A 17,120-nucleotide genomic window follows, 5' to 3' on the forward strand; every position below is an offset into this window, starting at 1 on the left:
TCAGCAAGTACCTCAGCTTCAACGAGCGCAAGTACATCGGCTTCAACAAGCGCAAGTACTTCAGCAAGTACATCGGCAAGTACTTCAGCAAGCACATCGGCTTCAACAAGCGCAAGTACTTCAGCAAGTACGTCAGCCTCAACAAGCGCAAGTACTTCAGCAAGCACTTCAGCTAGCACGTCAGCCTCAACAAGTGCAAGTACGTCAGCAAGTACATCGGCTTCAACAAGCGCAAGTACGTCAGCAAGCACATCAGCTTCAACAAGTGCAAGTACTTCAGCAAGTACGTCAGCAAGCACTTCAGCTTCAACAAGTGCAAGTACATCAGCAAGTACGTCGGCTTCAACAAGCGCAAGTACATCAGCAAGTACATCAGCTTCAACAAGCGCAAGCACTTCAGCAAGCACTTCAGCCTCAACAAGCGCAAGTACATCAGCAAGTACGTCGGCCTCAACAAGCGCAAGTACGTCAGCAAGTACGTCGGCTTCAACAAGTGCAAGTACGTCGGCTTCAACAAGTGCAAGCACATCGGCCTCAACAAGTGCAAGTACCTCAGCAAGCACATCGGCCTCAACGAGCGCAAGTACGTCAGCAAGTACCTCAGCAAGTACTTCAGCTTCAACCAGCGCAAGCGGCTCAACATCAATGCCTCATTCGGCATCAACAAGCGCAAGTGCTTCAACATCAACGATTCATTCGACTTCAGCTAGTCAAGCTCCTCAAACTGAAACCACTAAGACACGTAAGCAATTACCAAATACTGGTGAAACTTCATCAATCTCATCTGCTCTCCTCGGAGTTGTGGCTGGTCTAACAGGATTAGGTTTAGTAGCGAAACGCCGTAAAAATGATAATGAAGAATAAGGCGTATTGGTAGATAGTTGAGAATTGGCTAATCAGTCAGGAAAAACTCCAAGAGTTGAAAAAACTTTTGGAGTTTTTCTATCTGCCAACTGTATTGGGCTGATGGGAAAGTTACAACGTGGAGAGGAGTAAGATAGTTATTCTTTTATATTAAAAATGTTGAAAGTTATAGTTACAAAGTTATTACAATGCCCCTAAAGAAATAGTATCCTTACTTATCTTAAAAAGTTAAGAAAAAGTCATAATAGAATCAGTATTTGGAAATTTTTATTCGTTTTTAAAGTTAGTAGTTATCTATGTAATTCTTTATGAAATAGTGTAAAAATGGTATAATGTATAAAGGAAATTTCTAAAAAGTCTCATTTTTAGAGTAGTTAATCATAAATAAGTTAGGGACTCAGGATAAGGGAGTATAATTGGAAGATTTAATTAGTGTAGTTATACCTGTGTATAATGTAGAAAATTATCTGGAAGAATGCATTCAAAGTGTTTTGAATCAGACTTATACGAATCTAGATGTAGTTCTGGTAAATGATGGTTCTACAGATACTTCGGGGGAAATATGTGATCGATTTTCTGAATTGGATAGCCGGATTCGTGTGTTTCATACTGAAAATAAAGGTGCAGCCTTAGCTAAAAACTTCGGTGTCGCTCAAGCACTCGGGGAGTATGTCCTTTTTGTAGATTCAGATGATATTGCTGAAAATAGAATGGTCGAAACTTTGCACAAACAAGTGGAAGAGACTGGAGCGGATATTGTAATCGGCAATTATTTTATTTATGATGAGAATGATTGCCAGTGTAAATTCTATGTTCTTGAAAGAGATTTTTGCATTGAGGAATTATCAGCTCAAGAATTAATTAATCGCCAAGCAGGGTATTGGCATTTAAATGCTTCAGCTTTTATTATGCCCATGTTTAAACTGTTCAAAAAAGACTTGCTATTGCAAGTTCCATTCACTAATGGTCGGCGTTTTGATGATGAAGCAACGATTCATAGATTGTTTATAAAAAGTCAGAAAACAATTTTTGTAAATGATAATCTTTATATCTATCGTGTTAGACAAGGCAGTATTATGACTTCGCAATTTGATATATCTTGGGTACAGGATATTTTGCAAGTATTTAGTTTAAAACTTGCGGATCTTATTCTTGCTGGTATTGATACTAGTGTTATGAGGACTCGTTTTGTGAATATTCTAAATGAATATAAATACTTATGTGAAACTTATAATCTTACAGATACTGATGAGTATAGAGAAATTTTGTTTAGATTAGATTTGTATAAGGGATAAGGAAGTAGCTATTGAAGTTACCTAGGATTGTCGTAGAAAAATTGAAGCTATATGTACCATTTATGAGTAAAAAGGGGGAAAATAAATTTGGATGTTCCGATTAACTTTCAGGGGAATTATCACCATATTGAAATATCCGAGGGAGCTTGCCTTCAGATTGCTCAGGGGGTAACCATGCGATCTTTTACAAGTTTAGAAGTTTTCATGGGGGCAATTTTATCAATGGAAGAGGGAGTCTTTTTTAATGATCATTGTTCAATTCGGTGTACGGAAAAAATCACCATTGGACGTGATACTATGTTTGGGGATGGAGTCCGAATTTTTGATTCAAATCATAAGTTTAACAACTATCATGTGTTTAAAACTGCAATGAGTAGTGCACCGATTCACATTGGACGAGATTGTTGGATAGGAGCCAATACAGTTATTCTTAGAGGAGTTACTATAGGTGATAATGTTGTTATCGGGGCGAACTGTCTGATTTATCAAGATATTCCAAGTAATTCTATTGTGACTCATAGTGAACAATTAAAGATTACATCTAAAAATATTGCAAAATTTCATGCTTTTGTTTATACTTACTCAGATCAGTTGGAAGGCTTGGAGTATTTACTGATTAGTTTACCTGAAGTTGATTTTCATGTTGCAGCACCAACGAATGTATCAGACTATTTAAGGAGTTTTGAACGATTTAAGAATTTTCAACTGTATGAGTATTGTCAATCACGAGAAGTTTCAGATCGCATTTTAGAAATGGCTGATTTCTACCTAGATATTAACCATTGGAATGAGGTTGATGATATTATCGGACGTGCTTTAGAAAGAGGAAAACCAATATTTGCCTTTGAAAATGTAGTTCATAGGAAAAATGAAGAGATACATGTATTCAGTTTGAAAGATGAAGATAAAATGGTTGCAACAATTCGTCATCAGTTAAAGGTAGATAGGAATGGAGAATAGATAATGCAGTATAATGTTGCTAAACAAAAAAAAGCCATAGTACTTGGGGCTGATGGCAATTATATGGATAAGGTGGAAACGACGATAAAGTCAGTCTGTAGTCATAATAGGGATATAAAATTTTATATCTTCAACAGTGATTTTCCTACAGAGTGGTTTCAATTGATGAATAAAAGACTATCTGTTTTAAATTCGGAGATTGTAAATATAAAAATTACAGATGATACAATCAATCATTTTAATCTTCCTACACCACATCTCAGTTCTGCAGCCTATCTTAGATATTTTATTCCTAATTTTGTTAATGAAAAGAGAGTTCTCTATCTTGATAGTGATATTGTGGTAACATCCTGTTTAACATTATTGTTTGAAAAATCCTTAGATGGTTATCCACTTGGAGCTGTTCCTGATTTACCCAATACTTATGATGGATTTAATTCAGGAGTTCTTGTTATTGATACGGATATGTGGCGTGAGGAGAATATTTCAAAAAAACTCATTGATTTGACCGTAGAACACCACGAACATGTTTATGGGGATCAAGAAATTTTAAATATGTTTTTTAAAGATAGATGGAAGCGATTTGATGTAACTTTTAACCTACAGGTTGGTGCCGATGCCCATCGATATTATATGGGAGATTATGATTGGTACGAATTATTTGAAGGTATTCCGTGTATTATTCACTATACTACAGAGAATAAACCGTGGAAACATTTTCGATTTAATCGTTTTCGAGATATCTGGTGGTTTTACTATGGTTTAAATTGGAATGATATTTTATTACGAACTCATGTTTTGAAAGAAACATTTGTAGAATTGATTTCACCACCATTGCAACATGCTAGTATTTTTACGAATACAGGAGATCTTGAGGGGATCAGTTATCTACTAGAAAAATTACCAGATGTCCAATTTCATATTGTAGCACCAACATATTTTTCGCCAAATATTATTGAATTACAAAGCTATTTAAATTGCTACATTTACCCATGTGCTGATCCTAAAATGAAGCAGGATATCATAGACAAAACAGATATTTGCTTAGATATTAATTATGGGCCAGCTATGGATCAGGTGTTACAGGAAATGGTTAGACGAGGAAAGACAATTTATTCATTTGATTGCACCAACCATTTTTTCAATGGGGAAAGCACAGTTTTTACAGTAAATGAAATAGATGAATTGATTAGAAAAATACAAAAACTAGGAGATAAGAATGCCTCAAAAAGTGATTGCTCTTGGAGCTGATGTCCATTACCTTGACAAGGTAGAAACCGTGATAAAGTCGGTTTCGGTTCATAACCACGATGTGAAATTTTATGTGTTTAATGATGATCTACCTAGTGAGTGGTTTTTATTGATGAGAAATCGTTTAAAGGTTATTGGTTCTGAGATTGTCAATGTTAAAAAGACAGAGCATAATCTCCATGATTTTCATTTACCTAGTAATATTATATCCTATGCGGCATATTTTAGATATTTCATAGCAGACGAAGTGTCAGAAGATAGGGTTTTATACCTGGATTCGGACATGATTGTCCATGATAAACTGGATGACTTATTCTCCCTAGATTTACAGGGTTATGCAATTGCAGCCGTTCAAGATCATGATATGAATGGTTTGGTATCAACTTTTAACTCAGGTATGTTATTAATTGATATTAAAAAATGGCGGGAAAATAATTCGACAAAAAGATTATTGGAGTTGACTGCCCAATACCATGAACATGTCTATGGAGATCAAGGTATTCTTAACATGTATTTTGGTGATCAGTGGTTGCATTTGGATAAAGAGTATAATTTTATGGTTGGTTTAGATCAATTTTTACATTTAAATGGAAATAGTGAATGGTATAATTCTTCTTATTATGGTCATCGTGTTCCAAAGATTATCCATTATACTACAGAATATAAACCTTGGACTCATTTGACCTTAACACGTTTTCGTAAGTTATGGTGGTTTTATTATGGATTGAATTGGAACGATGTATTGTTGGATGTAGATATTACTAAACGATCCTTTAATGAACTAGTAGGAGCTCCCTTGTACAATACTTGTATTTTTACAAATAGTGCAGCTATGGAATCATTGGTGTATCTCTTGTCTGAACTGCCAGAAGTACATTTTACTGTTTTGGCACATACAAATTTCGCTCCCTTCGTCGTTGATTTGCAATCTTATTTAAATTTGTCACTTTTCCCTAATTTTAATCGTTTTAATCTGAAGGAAACCTTGGATAAGATGGATTTTTACCTAGATATCAATCATGAAGGGGAGATTGCCAATATTATCGAAGAAGTTCATAAACGAAATAAGCCAATTTTTACTTTTGATAACACTAGTCATGATTCAAGTGGAAGAAGTCATATTTTTTCATCATCGGAACCGGAGAAGATGGTAGAAGCTATTAAAAAATATTGCGCACGATTAAGTAATTAAAAGGATTTATATGAAGGCAATTGTACTTGCTGGGGATAAACATTATCTTACCCCAATACTCACAACAATAAAGTCTATTTTGTATTATAATCAAAATGTTAAGATTTATATTCTACATCAGAATATCCCTAGCGATTGGTTCCATGAACTCAAGGTTCAAGTAGAAATGCTAGGAAGTATAGTAGAGGATATTTATATCGGTGATGTGATTAATCCTGAATGGAAAACACAAGCACACATCTCACCCATTGCTTACGCTCGATACTTAATTCCACGGTTGACTACAGAAGATAGAGTAGTCTATTTAGATAGTGACATCATTGTACATGGAGATTTGAGTCCGCTCTTTGACTTGGATTTGGGAGACTACTCTTTAGCGGCAGTAAGGGATGTTGATGGTAATGGATTTAATTCAGGGATGCTGGTCATTGATTGTCAAAAGTGGAGAGAAAAAGATGTTACTTCCTTGTTGTTTGATAAGACAGTGGAGTACATGTCTTACCTTAATCAGAATACTACAGAGGACTTCAATGGGGATCAAACCATTTTTAATTTAGTCTTCCAGAATCATTGGCTAGAGTTGGATAAGCATTATAATCTTCAAGTTGGGCATGATGTCATCGCATTCTATAGTCATTGGGATTCACATTTTGAATTGGATCAAGAACCATTGATTATCCATTATACGACCTATAGAAAACCATGGTCCACACTGATGGGCTATCGCTATCGGGATTTATGGTGGGCTTTTCGAGACGTTAGTTTCGATCAAATTGCGGACCATTACGCAGGATGTTTGACTATCAAAAGAGTTTATGACCTTCACAATGTCAATCTATTTACATTTACAGATTCACAGGATGTTCTTTATATTGATGAACTAGCCCAAGCTTTGCCTGATGTTGGGTTCCATATTGGTGCCTATACAGACATGGGTGATATTCTTCTAGCTTTAGAAAAATATCCAAATGTGTACTTGTATCCTAGTATGGTAGGGGTGGTGATTGATGAAATGATTGAGAAGTCAGATGCCTATTTGGATATTCATACGGGAAGTTCTATGGAATTCATTGTCAATCGTTATATTAGTGCAAGTAGACCAGTATTGACTTTTGATATAACCAATAAAAACCAATTGGAAAAAACAGTAGTTTCCTCTCAATCTCCACAGTCAATGATAGAAACTATTGAAGAGTTAAAGAAAGATAAAATAGCCATGAGGGCAATTGTTTTAGGAGCTAATTACCAATATGCAGATAAGGTGCTAACTACAATCAAATCAATCTGCTGTCATAATCAAGGACTTCGTTTTTATCTGATTAACAGCGATTTTCCGACAGAATGGTTTTATAATCTCAATCGTAAGTTGAAGAAGCTAGACTGTGAAATTGTTAATGCCCGTGTCAATAGTTCTCACATAAGTCAATATAAGACCAATATTCACTATGCAACATTTTTACGTTATTTTATTTCGGATTTTGTTGAGGAAGATAAGGTCTTATATCTAGACTGTGATTTGGTTGTCACAAGAGACTTAAGTCCTCTGTTTGATTTCGACTTGGGAGACTATCCATTGGCGGCAGTCAAGGATCTGGGGGCTCAAGTATATTTTAATGAGCATGGCTTCAATGCAGGTGTTTTGTTAATCAATAATCGCCTTTGGAAACAAGAAGAGGTTCGCAAACAACTGATTGAAATGACCAATGAGTTACATGACAAAGTTGCCCAAGATGATCAAAGTATTTTGAATATCTTATTTAAAGACCGCTGGTTAGCTTTAGACTTTAAATATAACTGTATTACCTTGCACACACATTTCTCGGATTATCGACCAGAGCTTGGAACTTATCCACCGATTATCCATTACCTGACAGAGAGAAAACCTTGGGGACTTTACGAGCGCTCCATTTATCGTGATGTTTGGTGGTATTATAATGCCCAAGATTGGTCGGATATGAGTCAGCCAACTCCTTGTCTTACCAAAAGTCAGGTGAGTCAATACACAGGAGTTCAACATTCAGCTTTTATTTATACATTCTCATGTGATTTGAAAAATATAGTATATTTAATTGAAAATTTGCCAAATATAAAGTTTTATATAGCTGCTCCTGTTACGGTGGCAGATAGTATTACAGCTTTGCTGGCGTATCCAAATGTTTCAGTTTTATCTGATATAGCAGGACAACCAGCTTTGGTTGATAGTATGATTGAAGGCTGTGATATCTTACTAGATATAAATGCTGATGTTGAAGTTGATGGCATTATTGGACGTTTTCAACAAGCAGGAAAACCAGTATTTGCTTTTGAAAGTGTAGCCCATGGTGAGCAAGGTCAGTTCCTCTATGACCAAGGGCGTCCTGAAGAGATGGTTCGATTTATTGAAGCCTACTGTCAAAATGGAGAGTTGCCTGTAAAAAAGCTGCAATCCTATCCAAAGGTACTGGATATCCAGCAGAGTCTTGATTATATATTGGAACACCATTCTTCCGTTATTCGTTATGGGGATGGAGAAATGGATATTATGATGGGCCATGGGATTCCTTATCAAGACTATGATGAGACATTGGCGGAACAGCTTAGAAGAATGATCCAACTAGAAAGCTCTCCTGAATTGCTGGTTTGTCTTTCTGATGTTTTTGAAGTTTTGGAACGCTACAATCCCGAAGCTGTCAACTTTTGGAAAAAGCATTTAGAAAATTATAAAGAAGCCTATCATAGATTGTGCACAGCACCTTTCTATGGTTCGACTTTTATATCTCGTCCTTATATAGACCTCAAAGATAAGTCTGCTTCGGTAGCTCACTTTGAAAAATTAAAGAAACTTTGGGATAAACGAGATATCTTAATTGTCGAAGGTGAAAACTCTCGTTCAGGAGTTGGAAATGATCTTTTTGACAATGCTCAGTCAGTTGAGCGTATTGTCTGCCCTTCTAGAAATGCCTATAGTAAAGTTCAGGACATTCAAGAAGCGATTGAAAAGCATGTGGCTGGTAAATTAGTATTCTTGATGCTTGGGCCTACAGCCAAGGTTTTAGCTTATCACTTAAGCAAAAAAGGCATACAAGCAATTGATCTAGGTCACATTGATTCCGAATATGAGTGGTTTAAGATGGGAGCAACTTCAAAAGTGAAATTCTCACATAAGCATACCGCAGAGCATAATTTTGATCAAGAAATTCAACTGCTTGATGATGAAGTTTATAATGCACAAGTTGTTGTAAGGATTTAAACAAGAAAATGAAAATTAACATTACAAATATTTATGGCATGTCTGGTCAAAGTACAGCCCTAATCGCCCAGAATGAAACCGTTAAAATTGCAAGAAAGTTAGACTTTCACGAACTTGGCTTTTACTTTTACGATATTTATAGTGATAGTCAAGGTGAGTTGAATAGCCGTTTAGATGGTGTTTTAGCTAAGCTCGGTTATGGAGATATCGTCGTCTATCAATCTCCCACATGGAATGGCAGGGAGTATGATCAGGCCTTTATCAGAAAATGTAAGATTTTAAATGCTAAAATAATCACCTTTATACATGACGTACCCCCACTTATGTTTCCATCCAATTATTACTTGATGCCGGAGTATATTGAAATGTATAACCAATCGGATTTAGTAGTTGTTCCGTCAGAAAAAATGAAGGAACGTCTGATTAAGGAAGGGTTGACAGTTCAAAAAATTATTATCCAAGGAATGTGGGATCATGTTCATGACTATCCTTTGAGACGACCAGATTTTCAGAAAAAACTATATTTTGCGGGTAGTGTGGAGCGCTTTGAACACTTATCTAATTGGGCTTATTCAATTCCTCTCGATATTTTTTCCGAGTCTAATCAAGAGAATCCTAACCCAAGAGTTTCATTTAAAGGTTGGAAAACAGATACAGAGTTGCTTCTTGCTTTGTCAGAGGGAGGCTTTGGCTTAGTATGGGGAACCAGTGAAAATCCAACTGATGAGGAAGATTACTATCGATTGAATATCTCTCATAAAGTTAGTACTTATCTTGCTGCAGGGATTCCAGTAGTAGTGCCATCCTATCTCTCAAATGCTAGTTTCATACAAGAAAAAGGCTTAGGTTATGTAGTGAACAGTTTGGAAGAAGCAAATCGTCTTGTAGAGTACACGACAGCAGAAGCTTATCAACACATGGTTGAAAATGTATATAAAGTTAGTTATATCTTAAAAGAAGGATACTTTACAAAGAAATTATTGATTGCTGCAGTGATGCAGGTTTTAGATATCTAGAATAGGGTAGTTATGAATACCCCTCATCCATTAGGATGAGGGAATGACAGTAGTGGCAAACAGTCAATTTATAGATTTAGCTATATTCATCAGAATATTTCATCACTCGAATAAGGTAGGAGAAAAAAATTGAAGATAAAATTGACATCAGTCGTCGTGAAACGTGTTATGTGGACGATTTCTTTCTTGTTTATTTATGTTCTAGGAAGTAGATTGACTCTTCCGTTTATAAACGTTAATGATGCAAATTTTTTGGGTGGAACTGTAGCTTTTTTAGCTTTTTCTACTGCTATAACAGGTGGCAATCTTCAAAGCATCTCCCTATTTTCAGTCGGACTGTCTCCATGGATGTCGGCTATGATTTTATGGCAAATGTTTAGTATGTCTAAGAAGCTTGGTTTTGGTAGCTTACCACTTGAAGTTCAAGAACGAAGAAAAATGATATTAACATTTGTCATAGCTTTAATCCAGGCATTAGCCATTACCATAAATCTTCCTATTCAGTCGGGGGAGCATTATGGAATGGTCTTGATTTTGAATGTTCTGCTCTTGATTGCGGGCACTTTTTTCTTGGTCTGGTTATCGGATCTCAATTCTCAGTTTGGTGTCGGGGGTTCTATAGTTATCTTGATGTCCAGTATGGTAGCTAGTATGCCACAAAACATAGTCAAGAGTATTAAAGAATTACAGGTTAGTTTTTTATTTGTTGTACTATTACTTATGTTTTCTCTAGTTTTTCTATATACTGCTGTCATCATGCAGAGGGCACGCTATCGTATTTTAGTGAATAAGATTATGATTCACAATCGTTTTAAACGCTATTCTTATTTTGATATTCAGTTAAATCCTGCGGGAGGGATGCCTTTTATGTATGCCATGTCCTTGGTATCAATTCCGCAGTATGTTCTAATGTTACTCCAGATTATTTTTCCAAATGTTTCTTGGATACAGAACTGGATGGGTCAATTTGCAATTGGACGGCCAATATGGCTATGTACATATATTCTGATATTGTTTGCATTGGGACTTGCTTTTTCTTTTGTCAATATGAGTGGAGAGGAAATAGCTGAAAAGATGAAAAAATCTGGAGAGTATATCTATAACATCTATCCAGGAGAAGCGACAAGTCGCTATATCAATTGGTTAATTTTGCGTTTTGCAATCATTGGTTCTACTTATACAGTTATTATGGCTGGCTTGCCAATGTTGATGGTTATATATGATCCGCGCTATATGCAACTAACGATGCTTCCAGGGTTATTCTTGATTTTTAACGGAATGGTGTTTAATATCAAAGAAGAGATTCATGCCTTGACGTTGAATGAGAACTATAGACCACTCTTAGAAATCAATTCATAATTGAGAGGAGAATATATGTATTATTTCATTCCTTTTTTGGAGCGTGACAATCAATCTTGGCAGACAAATATTGTGCCCTGGTATAAGACTCCTTATCGCTTAGAATTTGATGATATCTTGCACCAAATTCGGATTTTTAAACGCCAAGAATTAGAATCTAAAATGCTATGGTTGACTTATCATCCCCACCTGCGCTATTTGTTACACAGACAAGATTTATTGGAGTCTGATGTTTTCTCTGTTTTTGATGCTATTCAAAATATTGCAAATGAGGAGATGCACCCCTTGCAACTGAAAGATTTAACATGGGATAAAGATTGTGACTTTATCTATACTCCCTTTGTAATTGCAGTTAAACAGCAAGGGGCGCTTTATGCTGAAGTTGAATATGGCTCAGAAGGTTTTATCAGCTATATTACTTATTTTAAAGATAATAAAATTGATTTTATTTGCTATTTTGATGATCGTGGCTTTTTATCTAGCCTTATAGAGTATGAGGATCAAAAACCAGTCAACCGTTATTATTACAATGCAAAAGGACAGTGGCAATTGAGGGAGAATTTGCAAGGGGGACAGCCAATTGTAAAGGTAAACCCAGCAGTAAGCTACCGTTTTGAAAAATTAACTTATGAGAGTATAGATGAAGTTATTTGGGAATTCTTAACAACATTTTTAAATCAAGACTATCAAGTTGGAGATTCATTTGTTTTGGCAGCTCATACCAGATTTCAAAATCAATTGTTAGAAAGATTGCCAGAAGAAGCTCCCAAAATTATAAGTTTCTTTATTGAAAGAAATCAAGCAGATGATTTACAAGTTCATCGTCAGGCAATAGAACAGTCTAGATTGTTGATTAGTGATAGGAAAGATTTTCTTGAACGATTGCAAGAGACTTATCCTCAATTTATTTCTAAAATGCATCATTTACCATCTTTTGATACGCGCTTGAAGTTAGGTCTTAGTCAACGATTAAAGGAATCAAAAATTTATGTCCAAATGGATATACAGATGCAACAAGATCCACAGATCTTGTATGAAATCTTATACTTCGTCTCGAAAAATCCTTTGACTGAGGTTGTTTTTTCAGTATTTAATGCAGAAGGATATCAAATTGAAGCTTTACAGAAGCAGATCGATTCGCTCATTATGGAGCGTCTCAATCTGAAGGAACTGTTAAAGGATTCTGTGGTATCTGATGCAGAAAATACATTAGAGGAAAATACCAGAGATGATTATCGCTTTAAGATTATCAATCTAAATGATGAGATGGGCTTAATTCGAGAATTGGAGTACACTCGTTTAATTGTTGATTTAAATCCAGTCGCAAATATTTATACTCAGATTGCAGGAATTAGTGCAGGAATTCCTCAAATCAACCTACAAGAGTCAGAATATGTTACTCACTTACAAAATGGGTATATCCTGTCGGATTTATCAGAATTTAGTAAAGCTGGACACTACTTTTTAGATACCTTGGAACATTGGAATCAAGCCTTAATTTACTCAATCGATAAGATTCGACAAAATACAGGTGAACAATTTGTAGACAAGTGGGAAAAATGGTTAGAGGAGGCAAAGGGTGAGCAATAAATTACAGATTTTGCAGATAGGTAGCAGAAACTGGCGTCATTATTATGAGATTCCTGAGAATATGGACTGGCATTTCTTTTGGCCAAGATCAACGACTGCAATAAGGAAGGTCATGGCAATGGAAGGCTTAAAATCTTTTTCAGCTATTTTGGTTGAAAATCCTGAACATTTATCGGATTTGATTCCTTTGATGAAAAAGGTCACTCCTTATACTATTTTCTACCCAGATACAGCTGAGCCACAATCAAAAGATGTTCAAAATTTCTTGAAAAGAACTTGTGCTCAAGCAACAGATTTTTCAAAACCAGCAGAACTTTTACGCCTCCTATCTAAGGCCTTGTTTAGAGGGCAGTATGGAGACAAGTTGGCCCCGATTGATATGCTTGTTAATCCTGCTTTTGCGGGGGAGGTTCGTTATAATGGTTATGAACATCTAGAACTCTTAGGAAAGTATGGTGAAGACTTCCGTCCCTTAATTAGCTGGAAATATAATATTCGAGCAAGCGAGTTTAACCCAGTAGAACTCTGGCTAGAATATGAGAAAGATTGGACTTGTGATATTCGCCTTGTTGTTCGGAATATCCAAGATGGGTCCACTGCTAGTTTTGTTAAAGAACGAGTTTTTACAGTTGAGGATATGGAGACCGCCCTTGTATTGGACGATGATTTTTCCTCATTTATCAGTATTTCTCTAGAAGCGCGAGGAGCAGGACGTCTGAGAATCGGAGCTCTTCACCAGCGTTTAACACGCTACCAATTTGGCAAGTATGTTCTAGGTGGAGGCATTATACATAATAAAAAGCGTGAGGAACTTAATTACTTTTTCTATCCAGGAGACTTTAAACCGCCTTTGAATATCTACTTTTCTGGTTATCGACGAGCGGAAGGATTTGAGGGGTTTGGGATGATGAGATTTCTTGGTGCACCCTTCCTTCTTTTTCAAGATCCGAGAATAGATGGGGGAGCCTTTTACTTGGGTGATGACTACCTTGAAAATGGCGTTCGAAATGTGATTCAAGAATATCTTGATTTATTAGGATTCTCAAATAAGGAATTAATTTTCTCGGGTATATCTATGGGGACCTATGGTGCTATGTATTACAGTTCTTTCTTTGAACCTAGGGCTGTTATTGTTTCAAAACCCTTGACCAATCTTGGATTGATAGCAGAAAGAGGCAGACTTGAAGCGCCTGGGCTTTTCCCTACCGCCTTTGACATTTTACGTCACCATTCTAAAGGAGATGCTAGTTTAGCTGCCATGAGATTCTTAGATGACCGTTTTTGGGTTCCTTTTAAACAGGCGGATTTTAGTCAAACAATTTTTGGACTCTCTTATATGAAAGAGGAAGACTATGACCCGCGTGCTTATGATGATTTAGTAGAGACACTCTATCATTCTGGTGCTCGTATCATGTCAAAAGGGACTTCAGGTCGACATAACGATGATAATGACACAACTATAACTTGGTTCATGAATTTTTATAAAATGATATTAGAGAAAAATTTTGGGAGAAAGTTTTGATGGTTATCAAAAGGACTAGAGAGATTTATTGGGGAGAATTTAAAGGGGCCAGTTTAGGAGACTTGAAAGAGAATAGTTTTTTATATGGTTCAGTTGTTATTTATCATTCGCGAAATCATGTTTATTTTGAAAATGGTATGGTGAATTCTGGTACTATGATTCATGAGTGGACCTCAAGTTTTAATTTTCAAGGAAATCGTTTAACTCCAACCTTGCCTCTTTTAAAAAAGGGGCATCGTTATCGTTTGGTTAGTCAAATGACTGTTCAGCCCCAAAAAGGTTTGTATTTTAGACTCATTTTTATGGATCGTTATGATAAGCAGATTGATCAAGTGATTGAAAAGAATTTTGATTTCACCTTTATCTATCCAGAAGAAGCCTATCATTATAAAGTCCAACTGTTGAGCGCAGGATTACAATCAGTTGACTTTCATTCATTTTCAATAGAAGAGGACTATTCTAAACAAGATGTGGAATAATAGACAGTTGAGCAAGGTGAAAAAAATCTTGCATCAAATTAATCTAAAAAAAGAAGGAATTGCCTCGCTAACAGATGATGAATTAGCAGGTAAAACTCAAGAATTTAAAGAGAGATTGGCTGCTGGAGAAACTTTAGATGATCTTTTAGTGGAAGCTTTTGCAGTTGTACGTGAAGCCGATAAGCGGATACTAGGGATGTTTCCCTATGATGTACAGGTCATGGGAGGGATTGTCATCCATCAAGGGAACGTTGCGGAGATGAATACAGGTGAGGGGAAAACCCTGACTGCTACGATGCCAATCTATCTCAATTCTTTATCAGGGCAAGGTGTTATGCTAGTGACGACAAACGACTATCTTGCCAAGCGTGACGCTGAGGAGATGGGGCCAGTTTATGAATTCTTAGGTTTGACGATTCGAACTCCTTTTCCTGAAGATGATGAAGACTTAACACCTGAGGATAAGCGAGAAGTTTATAGTGCAGATATTCTTTATACTACCAACAGTGGTCTTGGCTTTGACTATTTACTCGATAATCTAGCTTCTAGTGAGGATAAAAAATATATACCAGAATTTAACTTTGTCATCATAGATGAAGTTGATGCGGTTTTACTAGACAGTGCTCAAATACCATTGGTTATTTCAGGATCACCTAGGGTACAATCCAATTTTTATAGAATTATTGACACCTTAATGACAACTCTAGTTGAAGGCCAAGATTATATCTTTAAAGAAGAGAAAAAAGAAGTTTGGCTTACTACTATGGGTGCTAGAACTGCGGAGAGCTTTCTTGGAATTGACAACCTATATTCTAAAAAACATAGCGTGCTAGCAAGACATTTGACCTTTGCTTTACGCGCTCATACTTTATTTAAGAGAGATAAAGACTATATTATTCGTAAGGGCGAGAAAGATGAAGAGCTGGTGTTAGTGGATCAAAGTACAGGCCGTTTATTAGAAATGACCAAGCTTCAGGGAGGTTTGCATCAAGCTATTGAAGCAAAGGAACAAGTCCCACTATCTGAAGAAACAAGGGCAATGGCTTCTATAACATATCAAAGTTTATTTAAGAGGTTTAAAAAGATTTCTGGTATGACTGGTACAGGAAAAGTTGCAGAGAAGGAATTTTTAGAAACCTATGGTATGTCAGTTGTGAAAATTCCAACTAACCGAAAGAACCAGCGAATTGATTATCCAGATAATCTCTATGTTACGTTACCTGAAAAAGTTTATGCCTCGCTTGATGAGATTAAGTATTACCATAAAAAAGGGAACCCTTTATTGATTTTTGTGGGTTCGGTTGAGATGTCGGAACTTTATTCTTCTCTCTTACTGCGAGAAGGAATTGCTCATAATGTTTTGAATGCTCATAATGTAGCTCGTGAAGCACAGATGATTGCAGAATCTGGTCGCATGGGAGCTGTGACAGTTGCGACTTCAATGGCTGGTCGAGGTACAGATATTAAACTTGGACCTGGAGTTGCGGAGCTTGGAGGTTTAGTGGTTATTGGTACGGAGCGCATGGAAAGTAAGCGAGTTGACTTACAGATTCGAGGGCGTTCAGGACGACAGGGAGATCCGGGCTTATCGAAATTTTTTGTATCACTGGAAGATGATGTGATTAAAAAGTTTGGTCCTTCTTGGGTCCATAAGATGTATAAGGACTATACAGTGAACAAACAGATAAGTCCTGAGCTTCTAGAAGGAAGACGCTATCGAAAATTAGTGGAAAAAGCGCAAAAAGCAAGCGATAGCTCCGCTAGATCAGCGAGAAGTCAAACATTAGAATATGCTGAGAGCATGAATATCCAGAGAGAGATGGTCTATAGTCAAAGAAACCGCTTGATTGATGGGACTGAGGATCTAGATGGTTTTGTTGTAGATGTACTAGATGAGTTCATAAAAAAGAGTTTGTTAAACGAACAATTTGAAAGCAAAGAGGAATTGTATCACTTTATCGTAAAAAATATCAGTTTTCTTTATCGTGCAGTTCCTCAAGAGCTGGATATTACGGATAAGGATGCTATCAAACGAGTTTTGGAGACAACAGTCCAAAAAAGTCTAGAAGAGAAACGAACACTTCTGGAAATTCATGACTTCTTTTCAGATTTTCAGCGTTTGGCCTTGCTAAAGGCCATTGATGATAATTGGGTTGAACAAGTAGACTATCTTCAACAATTAACTTTTGCGATTGGCGGGCAATCAGCTGCTCAAAAGAATCCTATTGTCGAGTATTATCAAGAAGCTTATCATGGATTTGAAGAGATGAAAAGGCAAGTGAAGAAGGATATGGTTCGAAACCTTCTACTGAGCAGAGTAGATATTTCTCCAAAAGGTGAAATCGTGACTCATTTTCCATAAG

The 17,120-nt window shown here is 36.4% G+C and carries 12 protein-coding genes; all 12 read left to right on the forward strand.

Annotated features, from left to right (window positions below; translation table 11 throughout):
• The coding region (locus B7692_RS11580) for an LPXTG cell wall anchor domain-containing protein (RefSeq protein ID WP_142360012.1) at positions 1-864 on the forward strand (864 nt) is incomplete at its 5' end.
• 416 nt (positions 865-1,280) lie between these two features.
• The gene (locus tag B7692_RS02095) at positions 1,281-2,159 is read left to right on the forward strand and encodes a glycosyltransferase family 2 protein (RefSeq protein ID WP_084929765.1); all 879 of its coding nucleotides are present in this window, start codon (positions 1,281-1,283) and stop codon (positions 2,157-2,159) included.
• Between the two features lie 81 nt (positions 2,160-2,240).
• Positions 2,241-3,119, forward strand: a complete 879-nt coding sequence (locus tag B7692_RS02100; RefSeq protein WP_414305602.1) for an acyltransferase — start codon at positions 2,241-2,243, stop codon at positions 3,117-3,119.
• A gap of 3 nt (positions 3,120-3,122) precedes the next feature.
• A complete protein-coding gene (locus B7692_RS02105; RefSeq protein WP_084929767.1) occupies positions 3,123-4,370 on the forward strand; it encodes a glycosyltransferase family 8 protein in 1,248 nt (415 codons plus the stop codon).
• On the forward strand, positions 4,339-5,562 hold the full coding sequence (locus tag B7692_RS02110) for a glycosyltransferase family 8 protein (protein ID WP_084929768.1): 1,224 nt from the start codon (positions 4,339-4,341) through the stop codon (positions 5,560-5,562). The genes B7692_RS02105 and B7692_RS02110 overlap by 32 nt, the downstream gene beginning before the upstream one ends.
• 10 nt (positions 5,563-5,572) lie before the next feature.
• The gene (locus tag B7692_RS02115; RefSeq protein WP_084929769.1) at positions 5,573-8,791 is read left to right on the forward strand and encodes an SP_1767 family glycosyltransferase; all 3,219 of its coding nucleotides are present in this window, start codon (positions 5,573-5,575) and stop codon (positions 8,789-8,791) included.
• 8 nt (positions 8,792-8,799) lie between these two features.
• Entirely contained in the window at positions 8,800-9,807 is a 1,008-nt protein-coding gene (locus tag B7692_RS02120; protein WP_084929770.1) for a sugar transferase, read from the forward strand.
• 129 nt (positions 9,808-9,936) lie between these two features.
• Entirely contained in the window at positions 9,937-11,166 is a 1,230-nt protein-coding gene (gene secY2 / locus B7692_RS02125; RefSeq protein ID WP_084929771.1) for an accessory Sec system protein translocase subunit SecY2, read from the forward strand.
• Between the two features lie 15 nt (positions 11,167-11,181).
• Positions 11,182-12,756 (forward strand): accessory Sec system protein Asp1, encoded by a 1,575-nt coding sequence (asp1, locus tag B7692_RS02130; protein WP_084929772.1) that lies wholly within the window; start codon positions 11,182-11,184, stop codon positions 12,754-12,756.
• Complete coding sequence (gene asp2, locus B7692_RS02135; protein WP_084929773.1) at positions 12,746-14,278, forward strand: accessory Sec system protein Asp2; 1,533 nt, start codon at positions 12,746-12,748, stop codon at positions 14,276-14,278. The genes asp1 and asp2 overlap by 11 nt, the downstream gene beginning before the upstream one ends.
• Positions 14,278-14,757 carry an accessory Sec system protein Asp3 gene (gene asp3, locus B7692_RS02140; RefSeq protein ID WP_084929774.1) on the forward strand — a complete coding sequence of 160 codons (480 nt, stop codon included), beginning with the start codon at positions 14,278-14,280 and terminating at the stop codon, positions 14,755-14,757. Before asp2 ends, asp3 begins: the two co-directional genes overlap by 1 nt.
• A complete protein-coding gene (secA2, locus tag B7692_RS02145; protein WP_084929775.1) occupies positions 14,747-17,119 on the forward strand; it encodes an accessory Sec system translocase SecA2 in 2,373 nt (790 codons plus the stop codon). Before asp3 ends, secA2 begins: the two co-directional genes overlap by 11 nt.
• Position 17,120 lies beyond the last annotated feature (1 nt).

The sequence above is a fragment of the Streptococcus mitis genome, from assembly GCF_002096925.1.
Lineage (GTDB): Bacteria > Bacillota > Bacilli > Lactobacillales > Streptococcaceae > Streptococcus > Streptococcus mitis_AF.

Excerpts from the sequence above, each read along its gene's own strand:
- B7692_RS02105 (WP_084929767.1), top strand. The coding sequence starts at position 3,123 with ATGCAGTATAATGTTGCTAAACAAAAAAAAGCCATAGTACTTGGGGCT.
- asp1 (WP_084929772.1), top strand. The coding sequence starts at position 11,182 with ATGTATTATTTCATTCCTTTTTTGGAGCGTGACAATCAATCTTGGCAG.
- B7692_RS02110 (WP_084929768.1), top strand. The coding sequence starts at position 4,339 with ATGCCTCAAAAAGTGATTGCTCTTGGAGCTGATGTCCATTACCTTGAC.
- secA2 (WP_084929775.1), top strand. The coding sequence starts at position 14,747 with ATGTGGAATAATAGACAGTTGAGCAAGGTGAAAAAAATCTTGCATCAA.
- asp3 (WP_084929774.1), top strand. The coding sequence starts at position 14,278 with ATGGTTATCAAAAGGACTAGAGAGATTTATTGGGGAGAATTTAAAGGG.
- B7692_RS02115 (WP_084929769.1), top strand. The coding sequence starts at position 5,573 with ATGAAGGCAATTGTACTTGCTGGGGATAAACATTATCTTACCCCAATA.
- B7692_RS02120 (WP_084929770.1), top strand. The coding sequence starts at position 8,800 with ATGAAAATTAACATTACAAATATTTATGGCATGTCTGGTCAAAGTACA.